The sequence below is a fragment of the Variovorax sp. J31P179 genome (genome assembly GCF_030316985.1).
Lineage (GTDB): Bacteria > Pseudomonadota > Gammaproteobacteria > Burkholderiales > Burkholderiaceae_C > Variovorax > Variovorax ginsengisoli_B.
In genome coordinates, this window is sequence record NZ_JASZYL010000003.1 from 567,559 (window position 1) to 591,755 (window position 24,197).

Consider the following 24,197-nt stretch of genomic DNA (forward strand, 5'->3'; position numbering starts at 1 on the left):
GTGTCGGCATGAACACACCGCCGGCCGCTCCGTCCCCGTGGTTTCGCATCGGCATCGGCCTCGGGCTGGTGCTCTGGCTGCTGGCCTTCGCCGCCCAGGCCGCGCCGCTGGAGGCCGGTTCGGCGCAGGCCCTGCGCGAGCGGCACCAGAAGCTGGGCGAGGCCCTGGCCCACAGCCCCCTGAAGCGGCCCATCGTGCTGGACTCGCAAGAAACCGAGGGCGGCCTCCAGGGCGACGTCTACGCGGTGGTCAACCATTCGCTGGAAGACGTGCGGCGGTCGCTCGATCAATCGGCGCAGTGGTGCGAGATGCTGCTGCTGCATGTCAACAACCGCCGCTGCCGGGTCGCGCCGGGGGCCGCCGGCGAGACGCTCACCTTGAGCGTGGTGCCGCGCTACGACAAACCGATCGACCAGGCCTTCGAACTGTCCTTTGTGCGCCGCACCGCGCAGGCCGCGCGCGACTACCTGCTGATCGACCTGACGGCCGATTCGGGGCCGATGGGCACCAGCGGCTATCGCGTGATGGTCGAGGGCATACCGCTCGGCGAGCATCAGTCCTTTCTGCACTTCGCCTATTCCTATGACCACAACATGGTGGCCCGGCTCGCCACCATGGCCTACCTCGCGACCTTCGGCAGCGAGAAGGTCGGCTTCACCGTGGTCGGCAAGAAGCCGAATGGCGACCCCGACTACATTCGCGGCCTGCGCGGCCTGGTGGAGCGCAACGCGATGCGCTACTTCCTGGCGCTGGAGGCCTACCTCGACGGCCTGTCGATGCCGGCGGCGGAGCGCGCCGAGAAGCGCCAGATCCGGTGGTTCGAGGCGGTCGAGCGCTACCCTGTGCAGTTGCACGAGATCGACCTGGCCACCTACCTGGCCGCCAAGCGCGAAGACCGTCAGCGCGACGGTCCCCCGGGCCGCTGAGGCCGGCCCTTCGACCCTCAGCGCAGCACCAGCACCGGCGTGTGCGAATGCGTGAGCACGTGCAGCGTCTCGCTGCCCATCAGCAGGCGCTTGATGCCGCGCCGGCCGTGCGAGGCCATCACGATCAGGTCGCAGTGGTGGACCCGGGCCGCTTCGATGATCGCCTCCGACACCCCTTCGGCGCGCATGACGATGCCGGTGGTGCGCTTCACTCCCCGGGAGTCGGCCTTGCCCTTGACCGCATCGACCACCCGCTGGGACTCGGCGTCGGCCTCGTCGCGAAGGCGCGAGACCTCCATCTGGCTGAGCAGCAGCGAGCCCTCGAAGTAGCTGGCGGAATGGTGCTGGGAGACCTTGACGGCGAACAGTTCGGACTGCGTGAGCAAGGCGAGGTCGATGGCGGCGGTCACGGCCTGCTCCGACAACTCCGAGCCGTCGGTGGCGACGAGGATGCGTTCGTACATGGCTCGCTCCCGGGCGGGTGGGGCCCGCCCCGGTTTCAGATTAGTCCGGCCGGTGCATGGTTACAAGGCAAGGCTCATGTTCTAGGCGGGATCACCTAGGCCGGGGACCGCACACGCCAGGCAGGCCGCCCTGCGATTCATCGATGCGCTGGAACGTGCGTACGCGCACATCGGCCGGCATCCAGGCACCGGCTCCTCGCGCTACGCCCAAGAGTTGAATCTGCCGGGCGTTCGCTTCTGGCCTCTGACCCGACATCCCTATTTGGTGTTCCACGTCGAGCGCGACGACCACATCGACGTCTGGCGCGTGCTGCATGGTCGACGAGATGTCCCCGCCTGGATGGCGGACCCGGCCCAGGCCTGACGCCCCAAGGCCCGAGCCTCGCCGTCCGGCTCAGCGCTTCACCAGCGTGCACTTCGAATCGGCCAGCGGCGCGAAGGCCTTGTCGCCCGGGATGGTCTCGAGCACCTTGTAGAGGTCCCATTCACCCTTCGATTCGGCCGGCGTCTTGACCTGGACCAGCAGCATGTCGTGCACCATCTTGCCGTCGGCGCGCAACTGGCCGTTGCGGATCACGGCATCGTCGAGCCGGCTGGCGCGCAGCCTGGCGAGCACGGTATCGGCATCGTCGGTGCCGGTGGCCTCGATGGCCTTCAGGTAGCTCAGCACCGCCGAGTAGACCGCCGCCTGCATCATGGTCGGCATCTTGCGGTGGACGGCGTGGAAGCGCTGCGCGAAGGCGCGCGAGCGCTCGTCGTAGTCCCAGTAGAAGCCGTTGGTCAGGATCATTCCCTGGGCGTTGGCGAGTCCCATGCCGTGGATCTCGGTGATCAGCGACAGCAGAGGCGTGAAGGTCTGCTTGCCGCCGCGCACCATCGCGAACTGCGAGGCCTGCTTGACCGTGTTGAGCGTGTCGAGGCCCGAGTTGGCCAGCGCGATCACCTGGGCGCCCGAGTCCTGTGCCTTCAGCAGGTAGGACGACTGGTCGGACGAATTGAGCGGATGCCGCGACGAGCCCAGCACCTTGCCGCCCGACTTGTTGATGATCGCCGTGGCGTCTTTTTCGAGCGCGTTGCCGAAGGCGTAGTCGGCGGTGATGAAGTACCAGCTGTTCATGCCCTTTCTGATCATCGCGGGCACGGTGCTGTTGGCCAGCGAATAGGTGTCGTACATCCAGTGAACGCTGTGGGCGGTGCATTGGTCGTCGCTGATGGTGGAGGCGCCGGCGCCGGTGACCATCGCGAGCTTCTTCTTTTCGTCGGCGATGCGCGTGACGGCGAGGGCGACGTTGGAGTAGGTCAGGTCGGTGATCATGTCGACGCCGTTCTGGTCGTACCACTCGCGCGCCTTGGTGGCGCCGATGTCGGTCTTGCCCTGCGAGTCGGCCGAGATCAGTTCGATCGGCACGCCGAGCACCTTGCGGTCCTTCGAGAATTCGTCGATGGCGAGCTACGCCGCCACGATCGATCCCTTGCCCGCGTTGTCGCTCGACACGCCCGACAGGTCGGTCAGAACGCCGATCCTGACGACGTTGTCCGAGATGCGGGCCTGCGCCGCGGCGCCGGCAGCCAGTGCGACGAGGGCGGCGGCCACGGCGATACGCCGCAGCTTGGGGGTCATCCGATGCATGCATGTCTCCTTGTTGTTCGAGCGGGCAGTCTATGCGGGCCCGGGCTTTCACGCCGCCGTCACAAACATCCGCGCTAATGCCGGGGCTCGCGCGCGTTGCGCGGGCTTCACTCTGCAGGAACGACCAACAATGAACGAGCGATCGAGGATGACGTGGCTGGCGGCGGTGGGCGCCGGCCTCGTGGTGGCCGCATGCGGCGGCGGGAGCGGCGGCGGGTTCGCGCTGCCGGCGGGGGGCGCGAGCACTGGCGGCACAGGCGGCAGCACGGGCAGCGGCGGCAGCGTGGCGGCGGGCCAGGGCGTGAGCGGTGTCTTCCTCGATGCCGCGGTAGAGGGCCTGGACTACGTCGCGGGCACGGCCGCCAAGGCCGTCACCTCCGCCAAGGGGGAGTTCGCCTGCAAGGCGGGCGAGACCGTGAGCTTCAGCCTCGGCGCGCTCGCCATCGGCAGCGCCGCCTGCGGCACGTCGATCACGCCGCTGGCGCTCGCCGGCCAGCAGGCCACGGCCGACGGCCTGAAGGCCGACGCGGTGGTCAATCGCCTGGTGGCGCTGCAGAGCTTCGACGAGGACGGCGATCCGAGCAACGGCATCCGCATCACGGACGCACTGAAGAACGCATTGAAGGCCGGCGCGCTCGATTTCTCGGCAGCGGCCGCGAGCTTCGATACGGCGCTCAGCACGCTGCTGGCCACGCTGCCCGCGCCCTACGCCACCCGGGTGTCCGACGCCAGCCGACGCGCCCTGGCACGCGAGCATTTCGAGAACACGCTGGCTTCGCAGCTCGGCGCGCCGGTGACCGAGACCGCGACCCAGAGCAACGCGCTGGGCAGCATCGCGGTCAGCGTCACCCGCCTTCAAATGCAGGCCGACGCCAAGTTCAACGTGCCCTACGAAGGGGCCAACGACAAGATCCGGGCGGACTTCCCGCACGGCTTCCTGCCGGCCTACGGCTCCGGCCTGGCCTTCAAGGGCACGGCCGCCGACGGCGCGCTGGAGTTCTACGCGATCACCGATCGCGGCCCCAACGGCGACGGTCCGACCGCGCCGGTTCCCGGCGGCGCCGGCACCAACATCAGCAAGGTGTTCCCGGCCCCCTCGTTCGCGCCGAGCTTCGGACTGGTCACGATCGGCAAGACCGGTGCCCGGCTGCAGAACAGCGTCGCCCTCAAGGTGGACGCGACCCGCAAGGCCACCGGCCTTCCGCCGCAATCGGGCGTCGGCGCGACCGGGGAGACGCCGCTGACCGATGCCTACGTCTTCGACGCGGCCAAGGCCAACTTCGACGCCAACGGCCTCGATCCCGAGACCCTGGTGCTCGACAAGGCGCGCAAGGTGCTGTGGAGCAGCGACGAGTACGGCCCCTTCATCGTGCGCATCAACATCGACACCGGCGTGATCGAGAAGAAGTACGCGCCGGGTGCCGGTGCGACGGACCTGCCGGCGGTGCTGGCGCAGCGGCGCCCGAACCGCGGCATGGAAGGCCTGACGCTCGATGTCGCCAGCGGCCGGCTGCATGGCTTCCTGCAGAGTCCGATCGATCCGCGCGACGGCGCCGGCAAGTCGATCAAGGCCAAGCCGCCCGGCGGCAGCAACACCGACGTGCGGCACATCGCCAAGTTCACGCGCTGGCTCGAGTTCGATCCGGGCACCGAGCGCTCGAAGCTCTATGCCTATCCGATCGACGGCAGCCAGTACGACAAGGACCGCACCGGCAATGCCAAGCTCGGCGACGTCGTGAGCCTGGGCAACGGCCGCTTCATCGTGATCGAGCAAGGGGCGCGCAAGAGCGATGCGAAGGTGTTCAACAAGCTGATGCTGGTCGAGATCCCGGCCAATGCCACCGACATCGCGACGCTGGACCACAACCTCGAGATCAGCAGCATCACGCAGGCGGTGTCGAACGGCGCCGACTGGTCGGGCGTGGTCACGCTCAAGAAGACCGAACTGCTCGACCTCAACGCACTCGGCTGGGTGGCGGAGAAGGCCGAAGGCCTGACGCTGGTGGACGACCACACGCTGGCCCTGGTCAACGACAACGACTTCGGGCTGTCCACCATGCTGCTGGACGCCAATGGCCAGCGGGTGGCGGGCAGCATCGAGGACTGCACCGTCGACGCCGCCGGCGCGATCGTGAGCGGATGCCCGGCGGGCGTGGTGGGCGCGCGCCTCACGCGCGGCAGCGACATCGAACGGCCGACGCGCCTGTGGCTGCTGCGCTTCGACCGGCAACTGACCGCACTGACGCTGCCCGCCTCCTGAGGCGAGTGCCCGCGGTTGAAATTTAAGGTTCCGTGAGGGATTGCTTAAGCAATTCTTAGCGGCGGGCGCGGGCTTCGATTTCTAGACTTCTTTCCAGCAGGCGGGCGCATGGTGCGCCGGCCGCTGAACCCGGAAGGAAGGACCACCCCATGAACATCGATCAGCGCGAACTGCGCCTTGTCGCGGAGGCCGCAGCGCCCCGCGTCGACATGTATGCCGGCATCCACAAGGCGCTGCGTGCGCTGATGGCCGACACCCTGCTGGCCGTCGGCCGGATGGACAGCGAGGACGCGCTGGAGCGCGCGCAGGTGACGCAGCGCGTGCTCGAGCTGCTCGATTTCTGCCGCTCGCACCTGCAGCACGAGAACGACTTCATCCACCCGGCGCTGGAGGCCCGCGCACCCGGCGCCAGCGGCAAGATCGCGCACGAGCACGAGGAGCACGTGCATGCCATCGTCGCGCTGGCGGAGCAGACCACGGCGCTGCTGCAATGCGAACCGGCGGGTCGCCCGGCCGCCGCGTTGGCGCTGTACCGCGCGCTGTCGCTGTTCATCGCCCACAACTTCGAGCACATGCACGTCGAGGAGACGGCGCACAACGCGGTGCTGTGGGCGCGCTACACCGATGCCGAGCTGATCGCGATCCACGACGCGCTGGTGGCGTCGATCCCGCCCGACGAGATGATGTACGTGCTGCGCTGGATGGTGCCCTTCATGAACCCCATCGAGCGCGCCGCGATGCTGGGTGACATGCGCGCCCATGCACCCGCGCCGGCCTTCGCTGCCGCGCTGGAGGTGGTGCGCCCGCACCTGAGCGAGCGCGAATGGGCCAAGCTAGGCCAGAGCCTGGGGTTGGCGGCCTAGGGTGAACACGCCCTATGCAATCTCCTGCAGCGCGACCGGCCGCTCGACCCGCAGCAGGAAGCGCCCGCGGCCGGTCTTCTCGATCCGGATGTGCGGGCTGTTCTCCTGCAGCCGGCGCTGCAGCAGCACCAGCCGTGCCTCCAGGTTGTCCGACAGGTCGGGCAGGCGCAGCGCAGGGTCGAGCCGCAGCTCGCGGTTGCTGAATTCGCTGCGGCCCTGCTGCGTGTGTTCGCGCAGCAGCTTGCCGAGGATGGCGCCTGCGACGCCCTTGATGAGGTAGCTGTCGCCGATGAAGATGCTGCTGTTGGCGAGGTAGTGGCGCACCGCGATAGGCGCGCCGGAGGGCGGCGGCGCACGGGCAGGTGCTTCGGCCGCGGCCGCCGCGTCGTCGCCGGTGCGCAGCAGCTCCAGCGCGGCGCCGAGGTGGCCGGCAATGGCGACCAGCGCGTCCTCGTCCTCGAAGCCGAAGCGCATGTCGATCGGACTCTCGACGAACAGCGCGCCCAGCAGGCGGTCGCTGGAGACGATCGGCACCGCCAGCTGGCTGCGCGGCTCGGCCAGGCCCGGAAACGGGATCTCGGTGTCGAGCACCAGGCCGGGCTCGATCTCGCGCATGCTGCTGCGCACCGCGTGGCTGTAGTTCGCCGCGTTCGTCATGTGGCTGATGCGCACCGGTGTGCGCTCGCGCGCGGCGACCCCGATCACGCCATGGCCGATCTCGATCTCGGAGCCGACGCCCGAGGTGGCGTAGCCGCAGCTCGCCACGGTGTAGAGGCGCTCGGTCGCGCCGTCGCGCATGAGCACCATCGCATGGCGGATGTCGAGCTGGTCGTTGAGCACGGCCAGCACGCCCTGCAGCAGCTCGTCGGTGGCGCAGCAGGCGGCCAGCCGCTCGGCCGAGCGGCGCACGCCGGCCAGCAGGCCGTGGCGCGGCGGCGGCGGCGCGAGCCGTTCGCCTTCGACGGCCTCGACCGCCTCGACCTCGTAGATGTCGGCGCCGAGCAGCCGGAACACGGCCGCCATGCCGCTGTGGGAGGCGATGCCGGCCAGCTGCGCCTTCATGCCTTCGAAGCGCGGCCCTTCGGTCTCGGTGCGCAGGTAGCGCAGCTCGATGCGGTACATGGCGGCGACCGTCGGGTCCAGCACCAGCACGGTCGCGTACGGGTTGGCCAGGATGTTCTTGCGGGTCTTGTTGAAGAACTGGAAGGACAGCGCCACATGCCGCTCGTCGACGTAGTAGACCTGCGAGATGTAGGCGACGTTGGGCGTGCCGTCTTCCGAGCAGGTCGCCATCACCGCCGGGATGGCGCCCTCGAAGCAGGCCCGGATCGCGTGCAGCGACGGCGACGGCTGGCGTGTGTTCATGATGAAGGGTCAGGCCGCCGGCAGCGCGCTGCCGGCCTTGGGGCCGGGCGTCTGGTCGTAGGCTTCGCTCGGTCGGAAGCGGATCGCGACCACGTCGTCCAGCCGGCAGGCCAGCATCGCCTGCACGAAGTCAGCGCTCAAGCCGACGTTGCCGATCTCGTGCTCCATCGAGCGCAGGTAGCGCTTCAGCACGGGCGCGTCGCCGTCGACGGCGCTGCGCAGTTCGACTTCGCGCGCCTTGACCTGCACGGTGCGATGGCTCAGCGGTTCGCTGAAGACCACCGCGACCTGGCCGGTCGCCGCGACGTCCTGCAGCAACTGGCGCGACCGGCTGCGCGCGAGATAGACCGTGACCTCGCTGCCGTCGGGCGCGATGGCGGCGCCGACCGCCCGCATCAGGCTCGGCCGATGCGCGGCATTGCGCGAGGCGACGATGGTCGAGACGCCCTTGTCGATCATCGCGATGTGCTCGGGGTTCAGCAGCGGGTGGGGCAGGGCGGGCATGGGGACCGGGTGTGGGTCTGAACCCGGCATTTTGATTCAAAGTCCCGCCGCCGACCGTTTTCCGGACGGCCTACGCCAAGCGGCCGACGCGGCCTGCGACTCAGGCCGCGAGGCGGACTTCCGAAGGCGGCGCGCTGACGCGCAGGTGGCGGGTCGCGCTGGCCGTGCGCATCACGGCCGACAGCAGCGAGCGGAACCAGATGTGGCCCGGCGCATGCTGGTTGCGGCCATGCCAGAGCTGGTAGAAGCGCATCGGCGGGAAGTCGATCGGCGCCGGCACCACGGCCAGCGGCAGTATCGCGGCGAAGTGCAGCGCGAAATGCCGGCTGGTGGTGAAGATCAGGTCGGTGCCGGGCAGCAGGTGCGGCGCCATCGAGAAGAAGGGCACCGTGACGGTCGGCGTGCGCGTCAGCCGCTGGGCCGCCAGGTGGGTCTCGACCACGCCGCGCTGCAGCCCGCTGTAGAGCAGCGGCACCACGTGCGAGCCCTGGAGGTAGTCGGTGGCGCGCATGCCGCTGGCGCCGGGGTGGTCGCGGTCGACCAGGCAGACGATCTCGTCCTCCAGCAGCAAGGTGGTGCGCAGGTGCTCGGGCGGCTGCGGCCAGTTGCCGATCACGACGTCGATCTCGCCGTCGGCGAGGGCGCCGTCGTAGTCGTAGTCGGGCCCGAGCGGCTGCAGCAGCATCCGCGCCCCGGGCGCGGTGGTGCGCAGGTACTGCACGACGGCCGCCATCAGCGGCGGCGCCAGGTAGTCGGGCGTGCCGATGCGGAAGGTCTGGCGGGTGGTGGCCGGGTCGAAGACGTCGCCGGGCGAGAGCAGGGCGTCGATCTCTCCGAGCACCACGCGGACCGAGGCCTCGAGCTGCAGGGCGCGCTCGGTCGGCACCATGCGCTGCTTGTCCTTGATAAGGAGCGGGTCGTCGAAGATCTCGCGCAGCCGCTTCAGCGCGGTGCTGACCGCGGGCTGCGACTGGTTCAGGCGCGTCGCCGCGCGCGAGACGCTGCGTTCGTTCATCAGGATGCTGAAGACGCGCAGCAGGTAGGTGTCGAATGGGTCGTTGGCGCGTGACATGGCGTGTCTCCTGCACAGCTTTGGTGCCCCGGGGCACCAGCGCCAGTCGCCGGCGGGCTCCGGGGCGGCACTTTGCTATGCCGCTGATTGCTGCCTAGCGATTGGCGTGCCATGCCGGCGTTCCTACAGTCGGGCATCACTTTTGCTGCACCACCGCATGACTATCCCGACCTCCACCACACGCCGCGGCGCCCTCCAACTGCTGGCCGCCGGCGCCGCCTCCATGGCGCTGCCGGCCCTGGCGCAGTGGCCCGACAAGCCGATCAAGATCATCGTCACCTTCCCGCCCGGCGGGTCGAGCGACATCCTGGCGCGCGTGCTGGCCGAGCAGCTGGGCAAGAAGCTCGGCCAGGCGGTGGTGGTCGACAACAAGCCCGGCGCCGGCGGCACCATCGGCGGCGCCCAGGTGGCGGCCGCGGCGCCCGACGGCTACACCTTCATGCTGTCGAACTCGACCCCGCTCGCGCTCGGCCCGTTCACGCTCGAGAAGCAGCCCTACGACCCGGTGGCCGCATTCACCCACATCGTCTCCCTGGGCTCCGCCCCGCTGGTGGTCATGGCCAGCAAGCCCTCGGGCATCACCAGCTTCGCCGAGCTGGAGGCGCGGGCCCGCAAGGACGGCCGGCTGGACTTCGGCTCCGGCGGCCCGGGATCGATCGGCCACATCCACGGCGAGCTGATCCGCAAGACCACCGGCGCCAACCTCGTGCACGTGCCCTACCGCGGCGGCGCGCCGATGACCACCGACCTGCTCGCCAACGTGATCCCGGTCGGCATCGACGTCATCACCGCCTACGTGCCCTTCTTCAAGAACGGCCAGCTGGTGCCGCTGGCCGTGACCGGCAGCGCGCGATCGCCGCTGATGCCCGAGGTGCCGACCATCGTCGAGGTCGGCCAGCCGAAGCTGGTGCTGGAGAACTTCTTCGGCCTCAGCGGTCCGGCCAAGCTGCCGCCCGAGATGGTGGTGCGCCTGCACGACGCCTGCAACGAGGTGCTGGTGATGCCCGAGGTCCAGAAGAAGTTGATCGAGCTGGGGATCGTCGCCAAGCCCGAGAGCACGGCGCGCTTCGAAGCGATCGTGAAGGACCAGGTGGGGGTGCTCGGCCCGACGGTGAAGGCGGCCGGCATCAAGCTCTGACCCTGCCCGGGCGCGCCCGGGCGCCTTGCGCGGCCGTGCCGGGCGGCGGATGATGGCCCGGAACTGCAGGAGGTTTCGATGCCGCAACATCATCCCTTCGATCGCGCCCGGCGCGGCCTGCTCGCCGCGGGCGGCAGCTGGCTTGTGCTCGCGGCGCTCGGCCCGCAGGGCGCCCGGGCGCAGCCGGCGGCCGGCATGCGCATCGGCATCATCGGCGCCGGCCGCATCGGCGGCACCATCGGCGGACTGTGGGTCAAGGCCGGCCATCCGGTGATGCTGTCGTCGCGCCATCCGGAAGAGCTCAAGGACCTGGTGGCCAGCCTCGGGCCGCTCGCCAGTGCCGGCACCGTCGCCCAGGCGATCGCGTTCGGCGATGCGCTGTTCATCGCGGTGCCCTATGGCGCGCTGCCCCAGATCGGCCAGGACCACGGAGCCGCCCTCAAGGGCAAGGTCCTGCTCGATGCCTGCAACGCGGTGGCCTCGCGCGACGGCACCGTGGCAGACGAGGTCGAGCAGGAGGGCATCGGCGTCGTCTCGCAGAAATACCTTTCAGGCGCACGGCTGGTGCGGGCGTTCAACACGATGTCCTACACGATCTTCGCGCGGGAAGCCAACCGGCCCGCGCCCAGGCTGGCGATCCCGATCGCCGGCGACGATCCCGAGGCGGTCCGGGTCGCGGCCAGGCTGGTCGGCGATGCCGGCTTCGACCCCGTGGTGGTCGGCAAGCTGGCCGATGCCCGGCGCTTCCAGCGCGGCGGTCCCGGCTACGGGCAGGCGGTGAGCGCCGCCGAACTCAGGCAGAAGCTGTCGCTGGCGCCATGACGGCGCTGCGGCGCTGGCTGCGGCGGGCCGTTCCGGCGACGCCGCAGGAGTTGGCGGCGGCGTGGTGGTCCTTCGGCTATTTCTTCGCGCTCCTGGCGGGCTACTACGTGCTGCGGCCGCTGCGCGACCAGATGGGCATCGCCGGCGGGACGCGGGCGCTGCCGTGGCTGTTCACCGCGACCTTCGTCACGCTGCTGGCCGCGCAGCCGGTCTTCGGCGCGCTGGTGGCGAGGCTGCCGCGGGCCCGGTTCATCCCGGCGGTCTACCATTTCTTCGTCCTCAACCTGGCGCTGTTCTGGGTGCTGCTGGCGCTCGGCATCGCGCCGGTGATCGTGGCGCGGGTGTTCTTCGTCTGGGTCAGCGTCTTCAACCTGTTCGCGGTCGCGGTGTTCTGGTCGTTCATGGCCGATCTGTTCACCAGCGAGCAGGGCAAGCGGCTGTTCGGCTTCATCGGTGCCGGCGGCACGGCGGGCGCGCTGCTGGGGCCGGTGATCACCATTGCGTTGTCGGTCCCGCTCGGGCCGCACAACCTGCTGATCGCGGCCATCGTCTTCCTCGAAGCCGCTGTGTTCTGCGCCCATCGGCTCGAGCGCAGCGCGGGCGCGAACGGCGCCGGCCCTCGGCGCGGCATCGAGGGCCGGGTGGGGGGCGGCGCCTTCTCCGGACTGTCGGGGCTTCTGCGCTCGCCTTACCTGCTCGGCGTCGGCGCCTGGGTCAGCTTGCTGTCCTTCGGTGCGACGATGCTCTATTTCATGCAGGCGAACGTGGTGGCCGCGTCGGTTCAGGGCGCGGGCGCGCAGACGCGGATCTTCGCCAGCATCGACCTGGCGGTCGGGCTGCTGACGCTGGCGACGCAGGTCTTCGCCACCGGGCGCCTGCTCCAGCGTTTCGGTACCGGCATGGCGGCGGCGGCGCTGCCTGCGGTCTATGTCGTCGGCTTCCTCTGCCTGGCGATGGCGCCGACCCTCGCGGTGGTGCTGGTGTTCCAGGTGGTCCAGCGGTGGATGAACTTCGCGATCGCCAATCCGGCACGGCAGGTGTTCTTCACGGTCGTCGGGCGCGAGGAGAAATACAAGGCGAAAAACCTCATCGACGTCGTGATCTACCGGGGCTCCGATGCGCTCTACGGCTGGGTCTACGACATGCTGCACCTGATCGGACTCAAGATCGGCGCCATCGCGCTGTGCGCGCTGCCGGTGGCGCTTGCCTGGGTCGTCCTGTCGTCAACGCTGGGACGCACGCAGGAGCGCCGCGCGTCCTTGCCCGTCGACCGGGCGCTGGGGGATCCGCCATGACATCGATGACACGGCGAAGCTTTTCCGCGCTGGCGGCCGCGGTGGCGTGGCCGCCCGGCGTGTTCGCGCAAGACCGGGGAGGCGCCCTGATCCTGCGCGCCATTCCCGCCACGGGCGAGCGCCTGCCGGCGGTCGGCCTTGGCACCGCCAGCGTGTTCGACAGCGACGACGCCCGGACCCGCGAGGCCGCGGCGCAGGTCGTGCGGACCCTGCTCGAGGGCGGCGGCCGGCTGATCGACACCGCCTCGGTCTACGGCGACGCGGAACGCGTGCTGGGCCAGGCGATGCCGGCCGCCGGCGGCCGCGACCGGGTCTTCGTCGCGACCAAGCTCGAAGCGCCGGACGCCGCCGAACTCGAGCGCTCGCTGACCCGGCTCGGCACGCGCCGGGTCGACCTGCTCCAGCTTCACAACGTGCGCGACCCGCAGCAGTCGCTGGCCCGGTTCAAGGCCTGGAAGGCCGAGGGCCTGTGCCGCTACACCGGGATCACCTCGACCTCGCATCGCGACTACACGGCCATCGAGGCGGTGCTGGCGCGCGAGAAACCGGACTTCGTGCAGATCGGCTATTCGCTCGACGACCGCGAAGCCGAAGCGCGCATCCTGCCCCTTGCGGCCGACATGCGTGCCGGCGTGCTGACGGCCTTGCCCTTCGGCCGCGGCCGGCTGTTCCGGGCGGTGCGCGGCAAGCCGCTGCCCGAGTGGGCGACGGGCTTTGCCGACAGCTGGGCGCAGTTCTTCCTCAAGTACCTGCTGGGCGACGAGCGGGTCACGGCGGTGATTCCGGGCACCTCCGATCCGGGCCACATGGCGGACAACCTCGGCGCCATGCGCGGCCGGCTGCCGGATGCCGCGGAGCGCGGGCGGATGGTGGCGTTCGTGCAGACACTCTGACACGGGCGGCGCGCCTGAACTCCCGGCCTTCGGCCGAAGTCCAACACCGACTTCAGGCGGAGGTGCTCCATGAAGAGATTCGCACTGACCCTCGCGATGACGGCCGCCGTGGCTGGCGGCGCGACGACGAGCCTGGCCTTCAATGGCAACGGCATGCAAGGAGGCAGCCCCGGCGGCGTCCATCGCGCGTTCCGCACGGCGCCAGGGGTTGCGCGCGTCGCCGTCGTGCCGGGACGACCGGCGTTCCCGGTTCATCCCGTGTTTCCGGTCCGACCCGGCTTTCCGTTCCACCGTGTCGTGGTGGTCGGCGTTCCGGTGTTCTATGGGCCGCCGCCCGTGGTCGTGGTGAGCGGCGCTCCGGCGCTCTGGTACTGCCAGAACCCGATCGGCTATTTCCCGACCGTCCAGGCCTGCCCGGTGGGCTGGGTCCAGGTGGCTCAGTAGCCGCGGGGGCGCGGATCAGCCGGCCAGCGTGAGCAGAGGCAGGTCGCGCTCGCGGGCGATGGCGTCGAGTTCGGCCCGGCTGCGGCGGGCGAACCATTGCGCCAGCGCCTCGTGGATCGCCGGCGACAGCATGTCGCCCGCCGGCAGCCCTGCCGCTTCGCACAGCCTGATGGCGAAATGCGGTTCGAGCGCCGCGACCGCCGCCCGGCCATCGGCGCACGGATAGACCCGGTACCCCGCGTGGGCACCGCCGACCGCGCCCTGCGGTTGCGTCAGCCCCCAGGTGCGCGGCAGTGCGAGCCAGTCGGCGGCGGCGTTCAACGCCACTTCGCGGTAGATGCCGGCGGTGTGCGAAGCGCCGGTGCGCAGGGCCGCCTGCAGCACCGCTTCGCTGGCCAGCAAGGCGCCGCCCATGTCGGCGAAGAGCGTGGGCGGCAATGCGGTGCCGGTGACCAGCCCGCTTTCCGCCAGGTAGGTGAGGTCGTGGCCGGGCTCCTCGGCGCGCTCGCCGGGTGCGCCGACGATCGCGACCTGCGACAGCCTCGGGTGGCGGGCCTGCAGCGCCGCCCAGTCGAGCCCGAGCTTGGCCAGCGCCGAGGGCCGGAACGAGGTCAGCAGCACGTCGGTGGCGTCCAGCGCCTCGTGCAGCCTGTCACGGCCGGCGTCGGCCTTCAGGTCGACCACTTCCACCGTCACGCCCTCGTGCAGCGCGGCATAGGCCGGCCGGTTGTAGTGGCCCATCGGGTCGCCCGCCGGCGGTTCGAACTTGAGGCAGGCGGCGCCCATGGCGCGGCAGCGCATCAGCGCGGCGGGACCGGGCAGGTTGAGCGCCAGGCTCAGGATGCGCACGCCGGCCAGCGGCATGAAGGGGGCTTCGGCGGGGACAGAGGTCGGCATCGGCGGGCGTCCTTGAGAAAAGAAAAGTGGCGGCGAGATAGAGCTTACCGGCTCGGCGCAGGCGCTCTACGATGCGCCTTGCAACCGCCCGATTCACACAAGACAAGGAGACCTTCATGTTCCAGAACGATCTCATGGCCGGCCAGCGCATTCTCGTGACCGGCGGCGGCACCGGACTCGGCCGCGCGATGGCCGAGCGATTCCTCGCCCTCGGCGCCGACGTCGCGATCTGCGGCCGCCGGCAAAGCGTGTGCGAAGAGACGGCGGCCCAGTGGCGCAGCCGGTTTCCGGAGCGCCGCATCGACACCTTCGGCGTCGACATCCGCAATGCGCAGGCGGTGGACGAGATGGCCGACAGCCTGTGGCATTCGGGCGGGCTGACGGGGCTCGTCAACAACGCGGCCGGCAACTTCGTCTCGCCGACCGAGGCGCTGTCGCCGCGCGCTTTCGACGCGGTGGCCAACATCGTCTTCCACGGCAGCTTCTACGTCACGCAGTCCGTGGGCAAGCGGTGGGTGGCCGAGGCGAAGCAGGGCAAGTGGAAGGCCGGCGACCCGTACCGCAGCGTCATGAGCATCATCGTGACCTGGGTCGACAACGGCAGCCCCTACGTGGTGCCGTCGGCGATGAGCAAGGCCGGCATCGAGGTGATGACCAAGTCGCTGGCGATCGAGTGGGCGCGCTACGGCATCCGCCTCAATGCGGTCGGACCGGGCGAGATTCCGACCGAAGGCATGAGCAAGCGGCTCAACCCCGGCGAGGAGCCCGGCGCCCGCAGCAAGGCCAACAACCCGATGGCGCGCACCGGGATGATGAGCGAGCTGCAGAACCTCGCGGCCTTCCTGATGGCGCGGGGGCAGTGCGATTGGCTCACGGGGCAGAGCATCATGATGGACGGCGGCAATGCGCTGGCCACCGGCGGCAACTTCTACGAACTGCGGGAGTGGAGCGACGCCGACTGGCTGGCCGCGCGCGAACGCATCGAGGCCCAGAACCAGAAGGACAAGGCGCAACGCTAGACGCTGGCCGGCCGCCGCTTCCACCAGCCCCGCAGCCGCCCCGCCATGCCCTGGTTGATCACCAGCCCGGCCAGCACCGCGGCGGTACCGAGCCATTGCGCCGGGCTCGGGCGTTCGCCGAAGGCCAGCGCCGCGGCGGCGAGGCCGACCACCGGCACCAGCAGCGAGAACGGCACCACGCGGCCGGCCGGGTGGCGCTGCAGCAGGCGCGTCCAGAGCGTGTAGGCGAGCAGGGTCGCGAACCAGGCCAGGAACAGCACCGCCAGCAGCGCCCGCAAGTCGAGCCCGCCGAGCTGGCGAAGAACCTGCGCCGATCCGTCCATCGCCACCGCGAGCAGGAGAAATGGCAGCACCGGCACCACACTGCTCCAGACGATGAAGCCGAAGGGGTCGTAGCCCGGCGTCGTCCGTACCGCGAAGCGCACCACGACATTGGAGGCGGCCCACATGAACGCGGCCGACAGCGTGAGGATGAAGCCGATCAAGGTCATCTGGCCGGGACCGTTGCCGTGCGCGGTGGCAATCACCAGCAGGCCCGCGAGCGCCACGGCGAGGCCGAGCCACTGGTCGCGCCGCGCGCGTTCGCCGAGCAGCGGCCCGGCCAGCAGCAGCGTGAAGAAGGCCTGGGTCTGCATCACGACCGAGGCCATGCCCGCGGTCATCCCGAGCTGGAGGCCGAGGAACAGCAGGCCGAACTGGCCCACGCCCTGCGCCAGCCCATAGGCCGCGAAATAGCGCCAGGGCAGCGCTGGCCGGGCCACGAACAGCAGCAGCGGCAAAGATGCGGCGGCGAAGCGCAGCGCACCCAGCAGCATCGGACTCAGGTCCTGCAGCCCGAGCTTCATGGCGACGAAGTTCAGGCCCCAGATCAGCACCACGCACAGGGCGCGGGCGAGGTCGCCGCGGCTGAGGGCAGGCGTGCTGCTCATGGCGTGCTGGGGCCGCGCGCCGCACGCGCCGCCTTGAACGCCATGAAGGCCTCCAGGCTGGTCTTCTTCGGCACGTAGCCGAACTCGGTCTTGAGCCGCTTGTTGCACAGCACCGGGCGATAGCGCAGGAAATCGAGCTGCTCGGGGCCGTAGCGGCTGATGCCCAGCCGCGAGCCCACGGTCAGCGCGAGCTTGAGCAGCGAGGCCGGCAGCGACAGCAGCGGCTTGCGCAGCAGCGCGGCGATCTGCGGCAGGGTCAGCGCACCATCGCCCGCGACATTGAAGCAGCCGGTGCGCCCGGAGGTGATCGCGTGCACCACGCAGCCGGTCACGTCCTCGTCCCAGATGAAGACGAAGGGGCTGTCGCTGCCGCGGATCGCGAGGATGCGCGGCTTCTCGAACAGGGCCGTGATCTGGTTGTGCACCTGCGTGCCCAGGATGGTGCCGATGCGCAGCACCGTCTGCTGCAGCGCCGGATGGTCGACGCGCCAGGCGGCCAGCATTTCTTCGACCAGCCGCTTGTGGTCGGCGTAGGCGAAGGCGGCGTTGCCGCGCAGCGCGTCGTCCTCGTCGATCCAGGCCGGGTTGTCGGCGTGGTAGCCGTAGGCGGCGCCGCTCGACGAGACCACGATGTGGCGCACGCCCTGCGCGACGCAGGCCTCGAGCACGTTGCGGGTGCCGAGCACGTCGACCGAATACTCGAACTCGCGCGTGCTGCCCGGGCCGGGCGTGACGATCGACGCCAGGTGCACCACGGCGTCGATCGCGTGCTGCTTCAGCGTGGCGCCGAGCCGGGCATCGCGCACGTCCTGCACGGCATAGGTGACGCCGGGCACGCGGCGCATGGCCGGCACCTCGCGGACGTCGAGTGCGACCACGCAGTCGATGTCGGGCAGGGCGGCGAGGGCGGCCACCACCGTGCGGCCGAGAAAACCGTCGGCGCCGGTGACGAGCACGCGGCGTGCCGCGATGGGCAGAACTGCATCCATGGGAATCAGGCCGAACGCGCGGCCGGTGAAGACAGGGGGCGGCGCGCCCACCAGGCGGCGAGCCCGAGGCCCGCGACGATGTCCCAGAAGCCCCAGACGCCGGCGACCACCGCCATGCCGCCGAGGCCGCCGAAGAAACTGAAGATCAGCACCAGCCCGAGGCCGGCGTTGCGGATGCCCACTTCGAAGCTGACCGCGCGGCGGTCGTACTCCGCCAGCCCGGTGGCCGTGGCGCAGGCATAGCCGGTGGCGAAGGCCAGCGCGTCATGCAGCACCACCGCCAGCAGCACCAGGCTCACGTAGTCGAGGAAGTAGCGCCAGTTGCCGGCGATCGCCGCCAGGATGAAGCCGATCAGGCACACGAAGCTCAGGATGCGCGCCGGCTTCTTGATGCGCTCGGTGAGCCGCGGCAGGTAGTGCGAGCAGGCCAGCCCGATGACGAAGGGCGCGCCGATGATGGCGACGATGTGCAGCACCATCTCGGCCGGATCGAGCGCGATGGTCTTGAGCAGCGCGGACGCGGTCGGGTGCAGCCCGCCCCAGAAGGCGAAATTGAGCGGCATCACGACGATCGAGATCAGGTTCGAGATCGCGGTCATCGACACCGACAGCGCCACGTTGCCGCCGGCGCGGTGGGTCAGGATGTTCGACACGTTGCCCGGCGGGCAGCAGGCCACCAGGATCATGCCCAGCGCGATGCTCGGCGCCGGATTGAGCAGCAGCGTCAGGCAGAAAGTGACAGCGGGCAGCACGATGAACTGCGCCGCGATGCCGACCGCCATCGCCACCGGCATCCGTGCCACGCGCTTGAAGTCGGCGATGCGGGTGTCCAGCGCAATGCCGAACATCAGGAAGCCGAGCACCGCGTTGAGCGCGATCAGCGAGGCCGGGTTGAAGTTGAGGCGGACCTCGTCGACAGGCAGCATGTGCGGCTTTCTCAGGCCAGCGCCGCGGCGGCTTCACGCACGGCGCGGCGATAGGCGTCCTTGTTGACGTAGTAGGCCATGCGTTCGAGCTTCAGGTAGCTGTAGCCGCCCGACAGGTCGGGCGTCGGGCCGGCCTTGGCCTGCTTCATCGCGGCTGCCTGCGGCCGGCCTTCGGACTGCGCCTTGAAGTAGCGCGCCACCAGTTCGGCCTGCTCGTAGCGGCCCTGCCATCCGATGCCGCTGGCCTCGATCATGCCGAGCACCGCCAGGTTGTCGAAGCCTGGCGCGAAGATGTTGAGGTAGAGCTTGGGCGCCATGCCTTGCCAGTTGAGCCAGGTGCGGTCGATGAACGGATAGTGCAGCTTGTAGCCGGTGGCGCACAGGATGAGGTCGTAGTCGCGTGCGCTGCCGTCCTTGAAGTGCACCGTGCGGCCATCGAGCCGGGCGATGTCGGCGCGCACGCCGATGTCGCCATGGCCGATGTGGTGCAGCACCAGCGAGTTCACCACCGGATGCGACTCGTACATGCGGTAGTCCGGCTTCGGGAAGCCGAAGCGCACCGGGTCGCCGGTGAACCACTTGAGCACCTTGGCGTCGAGCCGCTGCTTGATCCAGGCCGGCAGCGGCCGCTTGCCGCCGAGCGTGTCGGCCGGCTTGCCGAAGATGTACTTGGGCACGAAGTAGTAGCCGCGCCGCACCGAGATGTCGACGCTCTTCGCGTAGTGCACCGCATCGACCGCGATGTCGCAGCCGCTGTTGCCGGCGCCGACCACCAGCACGCGCTTGTCCTCGAACAGCCGCGCATGCTTGTAGGCCGAGGTGTGCAGCAGCTGGCCGTCGAAGCGGCCTTCGAAGCGCGGCATGCTGGGCTCGGACAGGGTGCCGTTGGCGATGATCACGCCCTTGTACTCGGCGCTCTCGATGCGGCCGTCGCCGGCGTCCACGCTGACGCGCCAGAGCGTCGACGCGCTCTCGGTCACCGGCTCGACGCGGATCACCCGGGTGCCGAAGCGGAAGTGGCGGCGCAGGTCGAAATGGTCCGCGAAGTCGCTGAAGTAGCGGCTCAGTTCGGTATGGCTCGGATAGTCGGCCACGCTGTCGGCCATCGGGAACTCGGCGAACTCGGTGGTGCGCTTGGACGAGATCAGGTGGGCCGACTGGTAGACCGTGCTGCGCGGATTGCCGATGTTCCAGAGCCCGCCGACGTCGTCGTAGGCCTCGAAGCCCTGGAAGGGAATGCCCAGCTTCTGCAGGTTGCGCGCGCCCGCCAGTCCCGAGGGGCCGGCGCCGATCAGGGCGATTTGCTGGTGCGAGGGCACGGGTGCGGACACAGGTTGGCTCACGAAAGAAGACTCCGGCGAAATGGGAAACAGGCGCTCAGCGGGCGCTGGGTTCGGTGGGGGATGCGGGCGCGCGCGGCGCTGCGTTGGCGGACAAGCCCGGAATCGGCGTGGCACCCGGCTCGCCGGCGCGCGGCTTGCGCGGCTGGCGCAGCAGCAGCGCATCGTGCCATGCATCGGGCAGCAGGCCGAGCGCATTCGACAACCAGCCCAGGCGGCGCGGCAGCACGAGCTGGGCGCGCCCCTGGCCGAGCGCGCGCAGGATCGCGCGGGCCGCGGCCTCGGGCGCCATCAGCCCGGGCATCGCGAATCGGTTGCCTGCCGTCAGCGCGGTGCGCAGGTAGCCCGGGCTCACGGTGCAGACCCGCACGCCGCTCGCGCGCAGCTCGGCGCGCAAGCTCTCGAGGTAACGGATCAGGCCGCCCTTGCTGGCGCAGTAGGCGCCGTTGCCGGGCAGGCCGCGGCGGCCCGCCAGGCTGGCGATGCCGGCCAGCGTGCCGTGGCCGCGCTCGCGCATCGCGGCCAAGAAGGGCTGGAAGGTGGTGGCGACGCCGAGCAGGTTGATCTCGAGGATGCGGCGAAACACCGCCAGGTCCGAGGCCTGCGCGGTGTCGTAGCCGCCCGCCACGCCGGCGTTGGCGATCACGGCGTCGGGCGGGCCGAAGCGGCGGGTCCAGTCCGCGGCCATCGCCTGCATCGCGACGCTGTCGCTGACGTCCGGGGTGTAGACCGCGCACCTGCCTGGGGCCGTGGCGGCCAGCGCATCGAGCGTGGCGCGGTCGAGCCCGACCAGCGCGACCCGGGCGCCGCGGCCGAGGGCTTCGGCCGCCAACGCGCGGCCCAGGCCGCCGCAGGCGCCCGTGATGACCAGGTTGTCCAGGGGAATATTCATTGAGATCGGAATGTCACTGCTGGGTACTTTATCGAAATTGCTGCAAAATCTCGGAATTATTCTTTAATTAGTCTCGATTTTCGAGATTTCAGATGAGTTCTTCCGAATCCCCGGCCTTGCCCGACGAGGCCGAACAGGCTGCGACGCCCGGGCTCCGCCTGCTCCAGTTGCTGGAGCTGGTGTGCGCCGCGCCAGAGCCGCAGACCCTGGTCGATGTGGTGCGCCTGAGTGGTCAGCCCAAGCCCTCGGTGCACCGGATGCTGCAGCAGCTCGAGGCCGGCGGCCTGCTGGCGCGCGGCGGCGACGGCCGCCGCTATGCGATCACGCCGCGCCTGATGCGCTTCGCCGAGACCGTGCTTCGCGGCAGCACGTCGACCGGCGTGCGGCACGCGGTGCTGCGCCAGCTGGTGGCCGACGTGGGCGAGACCTGCAACCTGACGGCGCTGTCGGGCGCCGAGGTGATCTACCTCGACCGGGTCGAGACGGCCTTCCCGCTGCGGCTCGAGCTCGGGCCCGGCTCGCGTGTCCCGCTGCACTGCTCGGCCAGCGGCAAGCTGTTCCTGGCCCATCTGCCGAAGGCCCAGCGCGAGCGCCTGCTCGACGGGCTCCAGTACCAGCGCTACACCGCCCACACCCTGCGTTCGCGCGAAGCGCTGGAAGCCGAGCTCGACCAGATCCGGCGCGACGGCCATTCGGTCGACGCGGAGGAGTTCATCGACGGGCTGGTGTGCGTCGCGGTGCCGGTGCGTGACGAGCCGCAGGGCCCGGTGCGCTGCGCCGTGGCCCTGCAGGCGCCGGCGGTGCGGATGCCGCTTCAGGTTGCGCTGCAGCAACTGGACACGCTGCGCACGGCGGCCCGGGGGATCGCGCGGGCGATGCGCTGAGGCGGCTGCTGCGCTGGCGCCGGGTCAGTGGTCTGGCGCAAGATTGAGCACCACCTGAAGCCAACGTGGTTATGCGGAAGGCCTTCGGCAAAGGCCTAGGGTTTACCCCAAAATCGAGGCCTCTTGACCCCTGGAATGCCTGTATGTTGACTCTCCTGTTCGTTCTCGGCGCAGCCGGTGCCCTGGTTGTTCACGGCGTCCGGACGTCGAAGGTGGTCGACGAATCGAACTGACCGCCCCCGCATGTCTCCTCCGCTGTCGTCCTGGCAGCGGCCTCAGGCCTCGTACATCCTTGTACGGGGCCTTTTTGCTTTTGGGGACCTTGCAGTAGCCTCGGCAGTCATGACGAATTCTGGCGATCCCGGCGACTCCCTGCCTGGCCGGCTCGACGGCGGCGAAGTCGATGCCGGGCAGCCGGGCATCTTGCTGGTCGACGACCATCCCCTGATGCTCGCCACCCTGGCCCGGCTGCTGGCCGCCATGGGGTATCGGCGCGTCGGCACCGCGATCAGCGCCGAGGCCGCCCTGGACCTGATGCGTTCCGATCCTGGCGCCGTCGATGTGCTCATCTGCGACTTGAACATGCCCGGCATGGACGGCATCGAGTTGCTCCGGATCCTCGACCAGCAGGGCTTCGGCGGCGGCGTGATCCTGTTGAGCGGCGAGGGGACCCGCGTGCTGCAGACCGTGCAGCGCCTGCTGGGCCGGAGTCGGCTGGTCCTGCTCGGGGCGCTTGAGAAGCCGGCCAGCCGCGAGGGACTGCGAGGGCTGCTTGACGACTGGAAATCCCGAACCGCTTCGCGCCCGGCGGCGAGGGTGCAGCCCCCCGTCACCGAGGACGACCTGCGAACGGCACACAGGCTGGGCCAGTGGGTGCTGCACTACCAGCCCAAGGTGGACCTGGGCAATGGATCGCTGGCCAGCCTGGAGGCGTTGATTCGCTGGCAGCACCCCGCGCAGGGACTGGTGATGCCGGACCGCTTCATCGACCTGGCAGAGGCCAGCGGACTGATCGACCCCATGACCGAGTGGGCCCTGCGCGAGGCCCTGGCGCAGATCGCCCGCTGGCGCATCGCCGGCTTCGGCACGCGGGTGGCGGTGAACGTGTCGATGGCCAGCCTGGGCGCGCCCGACTTCGCCAACCGGGTGATCGCGATCGTCAACGAGATGGGCATGCAGCCCGGGGACCTTATCCTGGAGGTCACCGAGAGCCGGTTGGGCGCCTCGTCGACGACGCCGCTCGAGAATCTGGTGCGGCTGCGCGTGCAGCGCTTCGGGCTGTCGATCGATGACTTCGGCACCGGGCACTCGTCGCTGGCGCAGTTGCGCGACATCCCGTTCACCGAACTGAAGGTCGACCGCGGCTTCGTGCGCGGTGCGCGCACCAACGCGGTCATTCGCCCGATCCTGGAAGGAAGCATCGAGATGGCCAGGCGCCTCGGGATGCAGTCTGTGGCCGAGGGCGTCGAGACGGAGGACGACTGGCGGCTGCTCCAGGAGGTGGGCTGCCACCTGGCCCAGGGCTATTTCATCGCCCGCCCGATGCCGGCGGAGCAGGTCGTCGATTGGCTGGCGGCCTGGACGGCCCGGCGCCCGGCCCTGGTCACGAACCCCGGCTAGCGGCGTTCGCGCGTGCAGAACGCGGCCGCCGTGGTGGCGATCGGGTCGGCGCAGAAGGCCTCCACGTAGCGCTTGTCCGTGGCCTGGTTGTAGACCACGCCCTTCGAGATGTTGAGCAGGTCCTGGAACTCGAACTCGCCGTCATAGTCGAGGCCCATGAGGTCGCTGCGCCAGAACTCCACGGCGAGCACGCGTTCGCTGGACACGAACCGCTCGATGCCCGTCGCCGGCATCCTGGCGACGAATCGGATGGTCGTGCCCTTTCCTTCGGAAAAGTACATCTGCAAGCCGCGCGAAATCACGAGCGCGCTCTTTGCCAGGTCGGTCAGGGCGCTGGCATCGTAGGTCGGCGTCGGCTGGTCCAGCACGATCTCCAGCGTGCCGGCGTCCTCGGCCAGCCCTTCCACCCGCCCGATGTGCGTGCTCAGGTCGCGGATGGACTGGGGATTCGAGACGCGCATCCGGTCGTCGTCGGGCATCCGAAAAACGACGACGCACGCCAGGAAGATGGCGGCCAGGGCCGCGGTGATCACGAGGTCGGTGCGCCATGCCGGTGCCTTTGGGAGGGGCGTCTTCGCGACTTCTTTCGATTTCTTCACGCCTTCAATCCGCCACATCCGCCCCGCGTTCCAACAGCAGCGCCCGCAGGAAGGACCGATGGCAACGCGCCTCGTCCTCGCAGTAGCAGCCGATCGACAACGCCGTCTGGTGCGACAGCGCCGCCAGCAGGTCGAGGCTGCGGCTGGCGTCCGCCTCGGCCATCTCGCTCTTGTACTTGCGCCCGAAGGCGGCCCATTGGGCGGGCACGCCCGAAGCCTGGGCGGCCTGGGCCTGCTTCATCGTCTCGACCGACGGCGCCAGGTTGGGATACCAGACGTCATACCAGTTCTGCGACGCGAATTCGGTTTTGGGGACGCCGCGCGGCGGCCGGCGCACGGTGCCGATGCGCAGCCCCTCGCCCGGTGCGCGGTCGCTGCCAAGGCGAACAATGCGAATGGCCATGGTGTCGTTCCTCTCCTTTTGTC

26 protein-coding genes are annotated in these 24,197 nt (G+C 69.8%); 12 read left to right on the plus strand and 14 right to left on the minus strand.

Translation table 11 applies throughout. The features are described from left to right. Positions 1 to 8: 8 nt before the first annotated feature. Entirely contained in the window at positions 9 to 926 is a 918-nt protein-coding gene (locus QTI17_RS10895) for a hypothetical protein (protein ID WP_286533052.1), read from the plus strand. Positions 927 to 943: 17 nt separating this feature from the next. Here the strand turns inward: QTI17_RS10895 and QTI17_RS10900 are convergent, their stop codons facing one another. Next, positions 944 to 1,390, minus strand: coding sequence for a universal stress protein (locus tag QTI17_RS10900; protein ID WP_286533054.1), 447 nt, complete (start codon positions 1,388 to 1,390; stop codon positions 944 to 946). A gap of 130 nt (positions 1,391 to 1,520) precedes the next feature. Here QTI17_RS10900 and QTI17_RS10905 point away from each other — a divergent pair, with 130 nt between their 5' ends. Then, a complete protein-coding gene (locus QTI17_RS10905) occupies positions 1,521 to 1,754 on the plus strand; it encodes a type II toxin-antitoxin system RelE/ParE family toxin (RefSeq protein WP_353506701.1) in 234 nt (77 codons plus the stop codon). Positions 1,755 to 1,784: 30 nt separating this feature from the next. Here QTI17_RS10905 and QTI17_RS10910 read toward each other — a convergent pair whose 3' ends face one another. Together QTI17_RS10910 and QTI17_RS35035 are read right to left on the minus strand one after the other, a co-directional pair. Further along, positions 1,785 to 2,834 carry an ABC transporter substrate-binding protein gene (locus QTI17_RS10910; protein WP_353506702.1) on the minus strand — a complete coding sequence of 350 codons (1,050 nt, stop codon included), beginning with the start codon at positions 2,832 to 2,834 and terminating at the stop codon, positions 1,785 to 1,787. A gap of 6 nt (positions 2,835 to 2,840) precedes the next feature. After that, on the minus strand, positions 2,841 to 3,020 hold the full coding sequence (locus QTI17_RS35035) for a hypothetical protein (protein WP_353506700.1): 180 nt from the start codon (positions 3,018 to 3,020) through the stop codon (positions 2,841 to 2,843). Between the two features lie 130 nt (positions 3,021 to 3,150). Here QTI17_RS35035 and QTI17_RS10915 point away from each other — a divergent pair, with 130 nt between their 5' ends. After that, positions 3,151 to 5,280 (plus strand): esterase-like activity of phytase family protein, encoded by a 2,130-nt coding sequence (locus tag QTI17_RS10915; RefSeq protein ID WP_286533056.1) that lies wholly within the window; start codon positions 3,151 to 3,153, stop codon positions 5,278 to 5,280. A 149-nt stretch (positions 5,281 to 5,429) separates the two neighbouring features. Then, positions 5,430 to 6,143, plus strand: a complete 714-nt coding sequence (locus QTI17_RS10920; protein WP_286533058.1) for a hemerythrin domain-containing protein — start codon at positions 5,430 to 5,432, stop codon at positions 6,141 to 6,143. Between the two features lie 12 nt (positions 6,144 to 6,155). Here QTI17_RS10920 and QTI17_RS10925 read toward each other — a convergent pair whose 3' ends face one another. From QTI17_RS10925 to QTI17_RS10935, 3 genes are all read right to left on the minus strand, one after another. Continuing rightward, positions 6,156 to 7,508, minus strand: coding sequence for a GAF domain-containing protein (locus QTI17_RS10925; RefSeq protein ID WP_286533060.1), 1,353 nt, complete (start codon positions 7,506 to 7,508; stop codon positions 6,156 to 6,158). Positions 7,509 to 7,517: 9 nt separating this feature from the next. Further along, entirely contained in the window at positions 7,518 to 8,012 is a 495-nt protein-coding gene (locus QTI17_RS10930; RefSeq protein WP_286533062.1) for a hypothetical protein, read from the minus strand. Positions 8,013 to 8,112: 100 nt separating this feature from the next. Then, positions 8,113 to 9,084 (minus strand): LysR family transcriptional regulator, encoded by a 972-nt coding sequence (locus QTI17_RS10935; RefSeq protein ID WP_286533064.1) that lies wholly within the window; start codon positions 9,082 to 9,084, stop codon positions 8,113 to 8,115. A 157-nt stretch (positions 9,085 to 9,241) separates the two neighbouring features. On the opposite strand from QTI17_RS10935, the gene QTI17_RS10940 reads away from it, so the two are divergent. From QTI17_RS10940 to QTI17_RS10960, 5 genes are all read left to right on the plus strand, one after another. Then, on the plus strand, positions 9,242 to 10,222 hold the full coding sequence (locus QTI17_RS10940; RefSeq protein ID WP_286533066.1) for a Bug family tripartite tricarboxylate transporter substrate binding protein: 981 nt from the start codon (positions 9,242 to 9,244) through the stop codon (positions 10,220 to 10,222). 78 nt (positions 10,223 to 10,300) lie between these two features. After that, entirely contained in the window at positions 10,301 to 11,044 is a 744-nt protein-coding gene (locus QTI17_RS10945; RefSeq protein WP_286533067.1) for an NADPH-dependent F420 reductase, read from the plus strand. After that, complete coding sequence (locus QTI17_RS10950) at positions 11,041 to 12,339, plus strand: NTP/NDP exchange transporter (protein ID WP_286533069.1); 1,299 nt, start codon at positions 11,041 to 11,043, stop codon at positions 12,337 to 12,339. The genes QTI17_RS10945 and QTI17_RS10950 overlap by 4 nt, the downstream gene beginning before the upstream one ends. A gap of 5 nt (positions 12,340 to 12,344) precedes the next feature. Beyond that, on the plus strand, positions 12,345 to 13,232 hold the full coding sequence (locus QTI17_RS10955; protein ID WP_286533071.1) for an aldo/keto reductase: 888 nt from the start codon (positions 12,345 to 12,347) through the stop codon (positions 13,230 to 13,232). 69 nt (positions 13,233 to 13,301) lie between these two features. Beyond that, on the plus strand, positions 13,302 to 13,676 hold the full coding sequence (locus QTI17_RS10960) for a hypothetical protein (protein WP_286533073.1): 375 nt from the start codon (positions 13,302 to 13,304) through the stop codon (positions 13,674 to 13,676). Positions 13,677 to 13,691: 15 nt separating this feature from the next. Here the strand turns inward: QTI17_RS10960 and QTI17_RS10965 are convergent, their stop codons facing one another. Next, the gene (locus QTI17_RS10965) at positions 13,692 to 14,573 is read right to left on the minus strand and encodes a CoA transferase (RefSeq protein ID WP_286533074.1); all 882 of its coding nucleotides are present in this window, start codon (positions 14,571 to 14,573) and stop codon (positions 13,692 to 13,694) included. Positions 14,574 to 14,689: 116 nt separating this feature from the next. Here QTI17_RS10965 and QTI17_RS10970 point away from each other — a divergent pair, with 116 nt between their 5' ends. Next, the gene (locus tag QTI17_RS10970) at positions 14,690 to 15,592 is read left to right on the plus strand and encodes an SDR family oxidoreductase (protein WP_286533075.1); all 903 of its coding nucleotides are present in this window, start codon (positions 14,690 to 14,692) and stop codon (positions 15,590 to 15,592) included. Here the strand turns inward: QTI17_RS10970 and QTI17_RS10975 are convergent. Genes QTI17_RS10975 through QTI17_RS10995 form a run of 5 tightly spaced genes read right to left on the minus strand, consistent with a single transcriptional unit; the run spans position 15,589 to position 20,668 of the window. Then, positions 15,589 to 16,521 carry an EamA family transporter gene (locus tag QTI17_RS10975; RefSeq protein ID WP_286533076.1) on the minus strand — a complete coding sequence of 311 codons (933 nt, stop codon included), beginning with the start codon at positions 16,519 to 16,521 and terminating at the stop codon, positions 15,589 to 15,591. The two genes, QTI17_RS10970 and QTI17_RS10975, sit on opposite strands and share 4 nt — an antisense overlap. Continuing rightward, the gene (locus tag QTI17_RS10980; protein WP_286533077.1) at positions 16,518 to 17,510 is read right to left on the minus strand and encodes an SDR family oxidoreductase; all 993 of its coding nucleotides are present in this window, start codon (positions 17,508 to 17,510) and stop codon (positions 16,518 to 16,520) included. The genes QTI17_RS10975 and QTI17_RS10980 overlap by 4 nt, the downstream gene beginning before the upstream one ends. A gap of 5 nt (positions 17,511 to 17,515) precedes the next feature. Continuing rightward, the gene (locus tag QTI17_RS10985; protein ID WP_286524015.1) at positions 17,516 to 18,436 is read right to left on the minus strand and encodes a bile acid:sodium symporter family protein; all 921 of its coding nucleotides are present in this window, start codon (positions 18,434 to 18,436) and stop codon (positions 17,516 to 17,518) included. Between the two features lie 11 nt (positions 18,437 to 18,447). Further along, entirely contained in the window at positions 18,448 to 19,779 is a 1,332-nt protein-coding gene (locus tag QTI17_RS10990) for a flavin-containing monooxygenase (RefSeq protein WP_286533078.1), read from the minus strand. A 34-nt stretch (positions 19,780 to 19,813) separates the two neighbouring features. After that, positions 19,814 to 20,668 (minus strand): SDR family oxidoreductase, encoded by an 855-nt coding sequence (locus tag QTI17_RS10995; protein ID WP_286533079.1) that lies wholly within the window; start codon positions 20,666 to 20,668, stop codon positions 19,814 to 19,816. 92 nt (positions 20,669 to 20,760) lie between these two features. Between QTI17_RS10995 and QTI17_RS11000 the strand changes: the two genes are divergently transcribed. Both QTI17_RS11000 and QTI17_RS11005 read left to right on the plus strand, forming a co-directional pair. Further along, positions 20,761 to 21,552, plus strand: coding sequence for an IclR family transcriptional regulator (locus tag QTI17_RS11000; protein WP_286533080.1), 792 nt, complete (start codon positions 20,761 to 20,763; stop codon positions 21,550 to 21,552). Between the two features lie 342 nt (positions 21,553 to 21,894). Beyond that, positions 21,895 to 23,172, plus strand: a complete 1,278-nt coding sequence (locus QTI17_RS11005) for an EAL domain-containing response regulator (protein ID WP_286533081.1) — start codon at positions 21,895 to 21,897, stop codon at positions 23,170 to 23,172. Here the strand turns inward: QTI17_RS11005 and QTI17_RS11010 are convergent. Both QTI17_RS11010 and QTI17_RS11015 read right to left on the minus strand, forming a co-directional pair. Further along, entirely contained in the window at positions 23,169 to 23,771 is a 603-nt protein-coding gene (locus tag QTI17_RS11010) for a hypothetical protein (RefSeq protein WP_286533082.1), read from the minus strand. The two genes, QTI17_RS11005 and QTI17_RS11010, sit on opposite strands and share 4 nt — an antisense overlap. A 4-nt stretch (positions 23,772 to 23,775) precedes the next feature. Next, positions 23,776 to 24,174, minus strand: coding sequence for a DUF488 domain-containing protein (locus QTI17_RS11015; protein WP_286533083.1), 399 nt, complete (start codon positions 24,172 to 24,174; stop codon positions 23,776 to 23,778). Between the last annotated feature and the right edge of the window lie 23 nt (positions 24,175 to 24,197).

Excerpts from the sequence above, each read along its gene's own strand:
- QTI17_RS11005 (WP_286533081.1), top strand. The coding sequence starts at position 21,895 with ATGACGAATTCTGGCGATCCCGGCGACTCCCTGCCTGGCCGGCTCGAC.
- QTI17_RS10950 (WP_286533069.1), top strand. The coding sequence starts at position 11,041 with ATGACGGCGCTGCGGCGCTGGCTGCGGCGGGCCGTTCCGGCGACGCCG.
- QTI17_RS35035 (WP_353506700.1), bottom strand. The coding sequence starts at position 3,020 with ATGCATCGGATGACCCCCAAGCTGCGGCGTATCGCCGTGGCCGCCGCC.
- QTI17_RS10945 (WP_286533067.1), top strand. The coding sequence starts at position 10,301 with ATGCCGCAACATCATCCCTTCGATCGCGCCCGGCGCGGCCTGCTCGCC.
- QTI17_RS10900 (WP_286533054.1), bottom strand. The coding sequence starts at position 1,390 with ATGTACGAACGCATCCTCGTCGCCACCGACGGCTCGGAGTTGTCGGAG.
- QTI17_RS10915 (WP_286533056.1), top strand. The coding sequence starts at position 3,151 with ATGAACGAGCGATCGAGGATGACGTGGCTGGCGGCGGTGGGCGCCGGC.
- QTI17_RS10960 (WP_286533073.1), top strand. The coding sequence starts at position 13,302 with ATGAAGAGATTCGCACTGACCCTCGCGATGACGGCCGCCGTGGCTGGC.
- QTI17_RS10955 (WP_286533071.1), top strand. The coding sequence starts at position 12,345 with ATGACACGGCGAAGCTTTTCCGCGCTGGCGGCCGCGGTGGCGTGGCCG.
- QTI17_RS11000 (WP_286533080.1), top strand. The coding sequence starts at position 20,761 with ATGAGTTCTTCCGAATCCCCGGCCTTGCCCGACGAGGCCGAACAGGCT.
- QTI17_RS10965 (WP_286533074.1), bottom strand. The coding sequence starts at position 14,573 with ATGCCGACCTCTGTCCCCGCCGAAGCCCCCTTCATGCCGCTGGCCGGC.
- QTI17_RS10980 (WP_286533077.1), bottom strand. The coding sequence starts at position 17,510 with ATGGATGCAGTTCTGCCCATCGCGGCACGCCGCGTGCTCGTCACCGGC.
- QTI17_RS10940 (WP_286533066.1), top strand. The coding sequence starts at position 9,242 with ATGACTATCCCGACCTCCACCACACGCCGCGGCGCCCTCCAACTGCTG.
- QTI17_RS10925 (WP_286533060.1), bottom strand. The coding sequence starts at position 7,508 with ATGAACACACGCCAGCCGTCGCCGTCGCTGCACGCGATCCGGGCCTGC.
- QTI17_RS10930 (WP_286533062.1), bottom strand. The coding sequence starts at position 8,012 with ATGCCCGCCCTGCCCCACCCGCTGCTGAACCCCGAGCACATCGCGATG.
- QTI17_RS10935 (WP_286533064.1), bottom strand. The coding sequence starts at position 9,084 with ATGTCACGCGCCAACGACCCATTCGACACCTACCTGCTGCGCGTCTTC.
- QTI17_RS10970 (WP_286533075.1), top strand. The coding sequence starts at position 14,690 with ATGTTCCAGAACGATCTCATGGCCGGCCAGCGCATTCTCGTGACCGGC.
- QTI17_RS10995 (WP_286533079.1), bottom strand. The coding sequence starts at position 20,668 with ATGAATATTCCCCTGGACAACCTGGTCATCACGGGCGCCTGCGGCGGC.
- QTI17_RS11015 (WP_286533083.1), bottom strand. The coding sequence starts at position 24,174 with ATGGCCATTCGCATTGTTCGCCTTGGCAGCGACCGCGCACCGGGCGAG.
- QTI17_RS10895 (WP_286533052.1), top strand. The coding sequence starts at position 9 with ATGAACACACCGCCGGCCGCTCCGTCCCCGTGGTTTCGCATCGGCATC.
- QTI17_RS10985 (WP_286524015.1), bottom strand. The coding sequence starts at position 18,436 with ATGCTGCCTGTCGACGAGGTCCGCCTCAACTTCAACCCGGCCTCGCTG.
- QTI17_RS10920 (WP_286533058.1), top strand. The coding sequence starts at position 5,430 with ATGAACATCGATCAGCGCGAACTGCGCCTTGTCGCGGAGGCCGCAGCG.
- QTI17_RS10975 (WP_286533076.1), bottom strand. The coding sequence starts at position 16,521 with ATGAGCAGCACGCCTGCCCTCAGCCGCGGCGACCTCGCCCGCGCCCTG.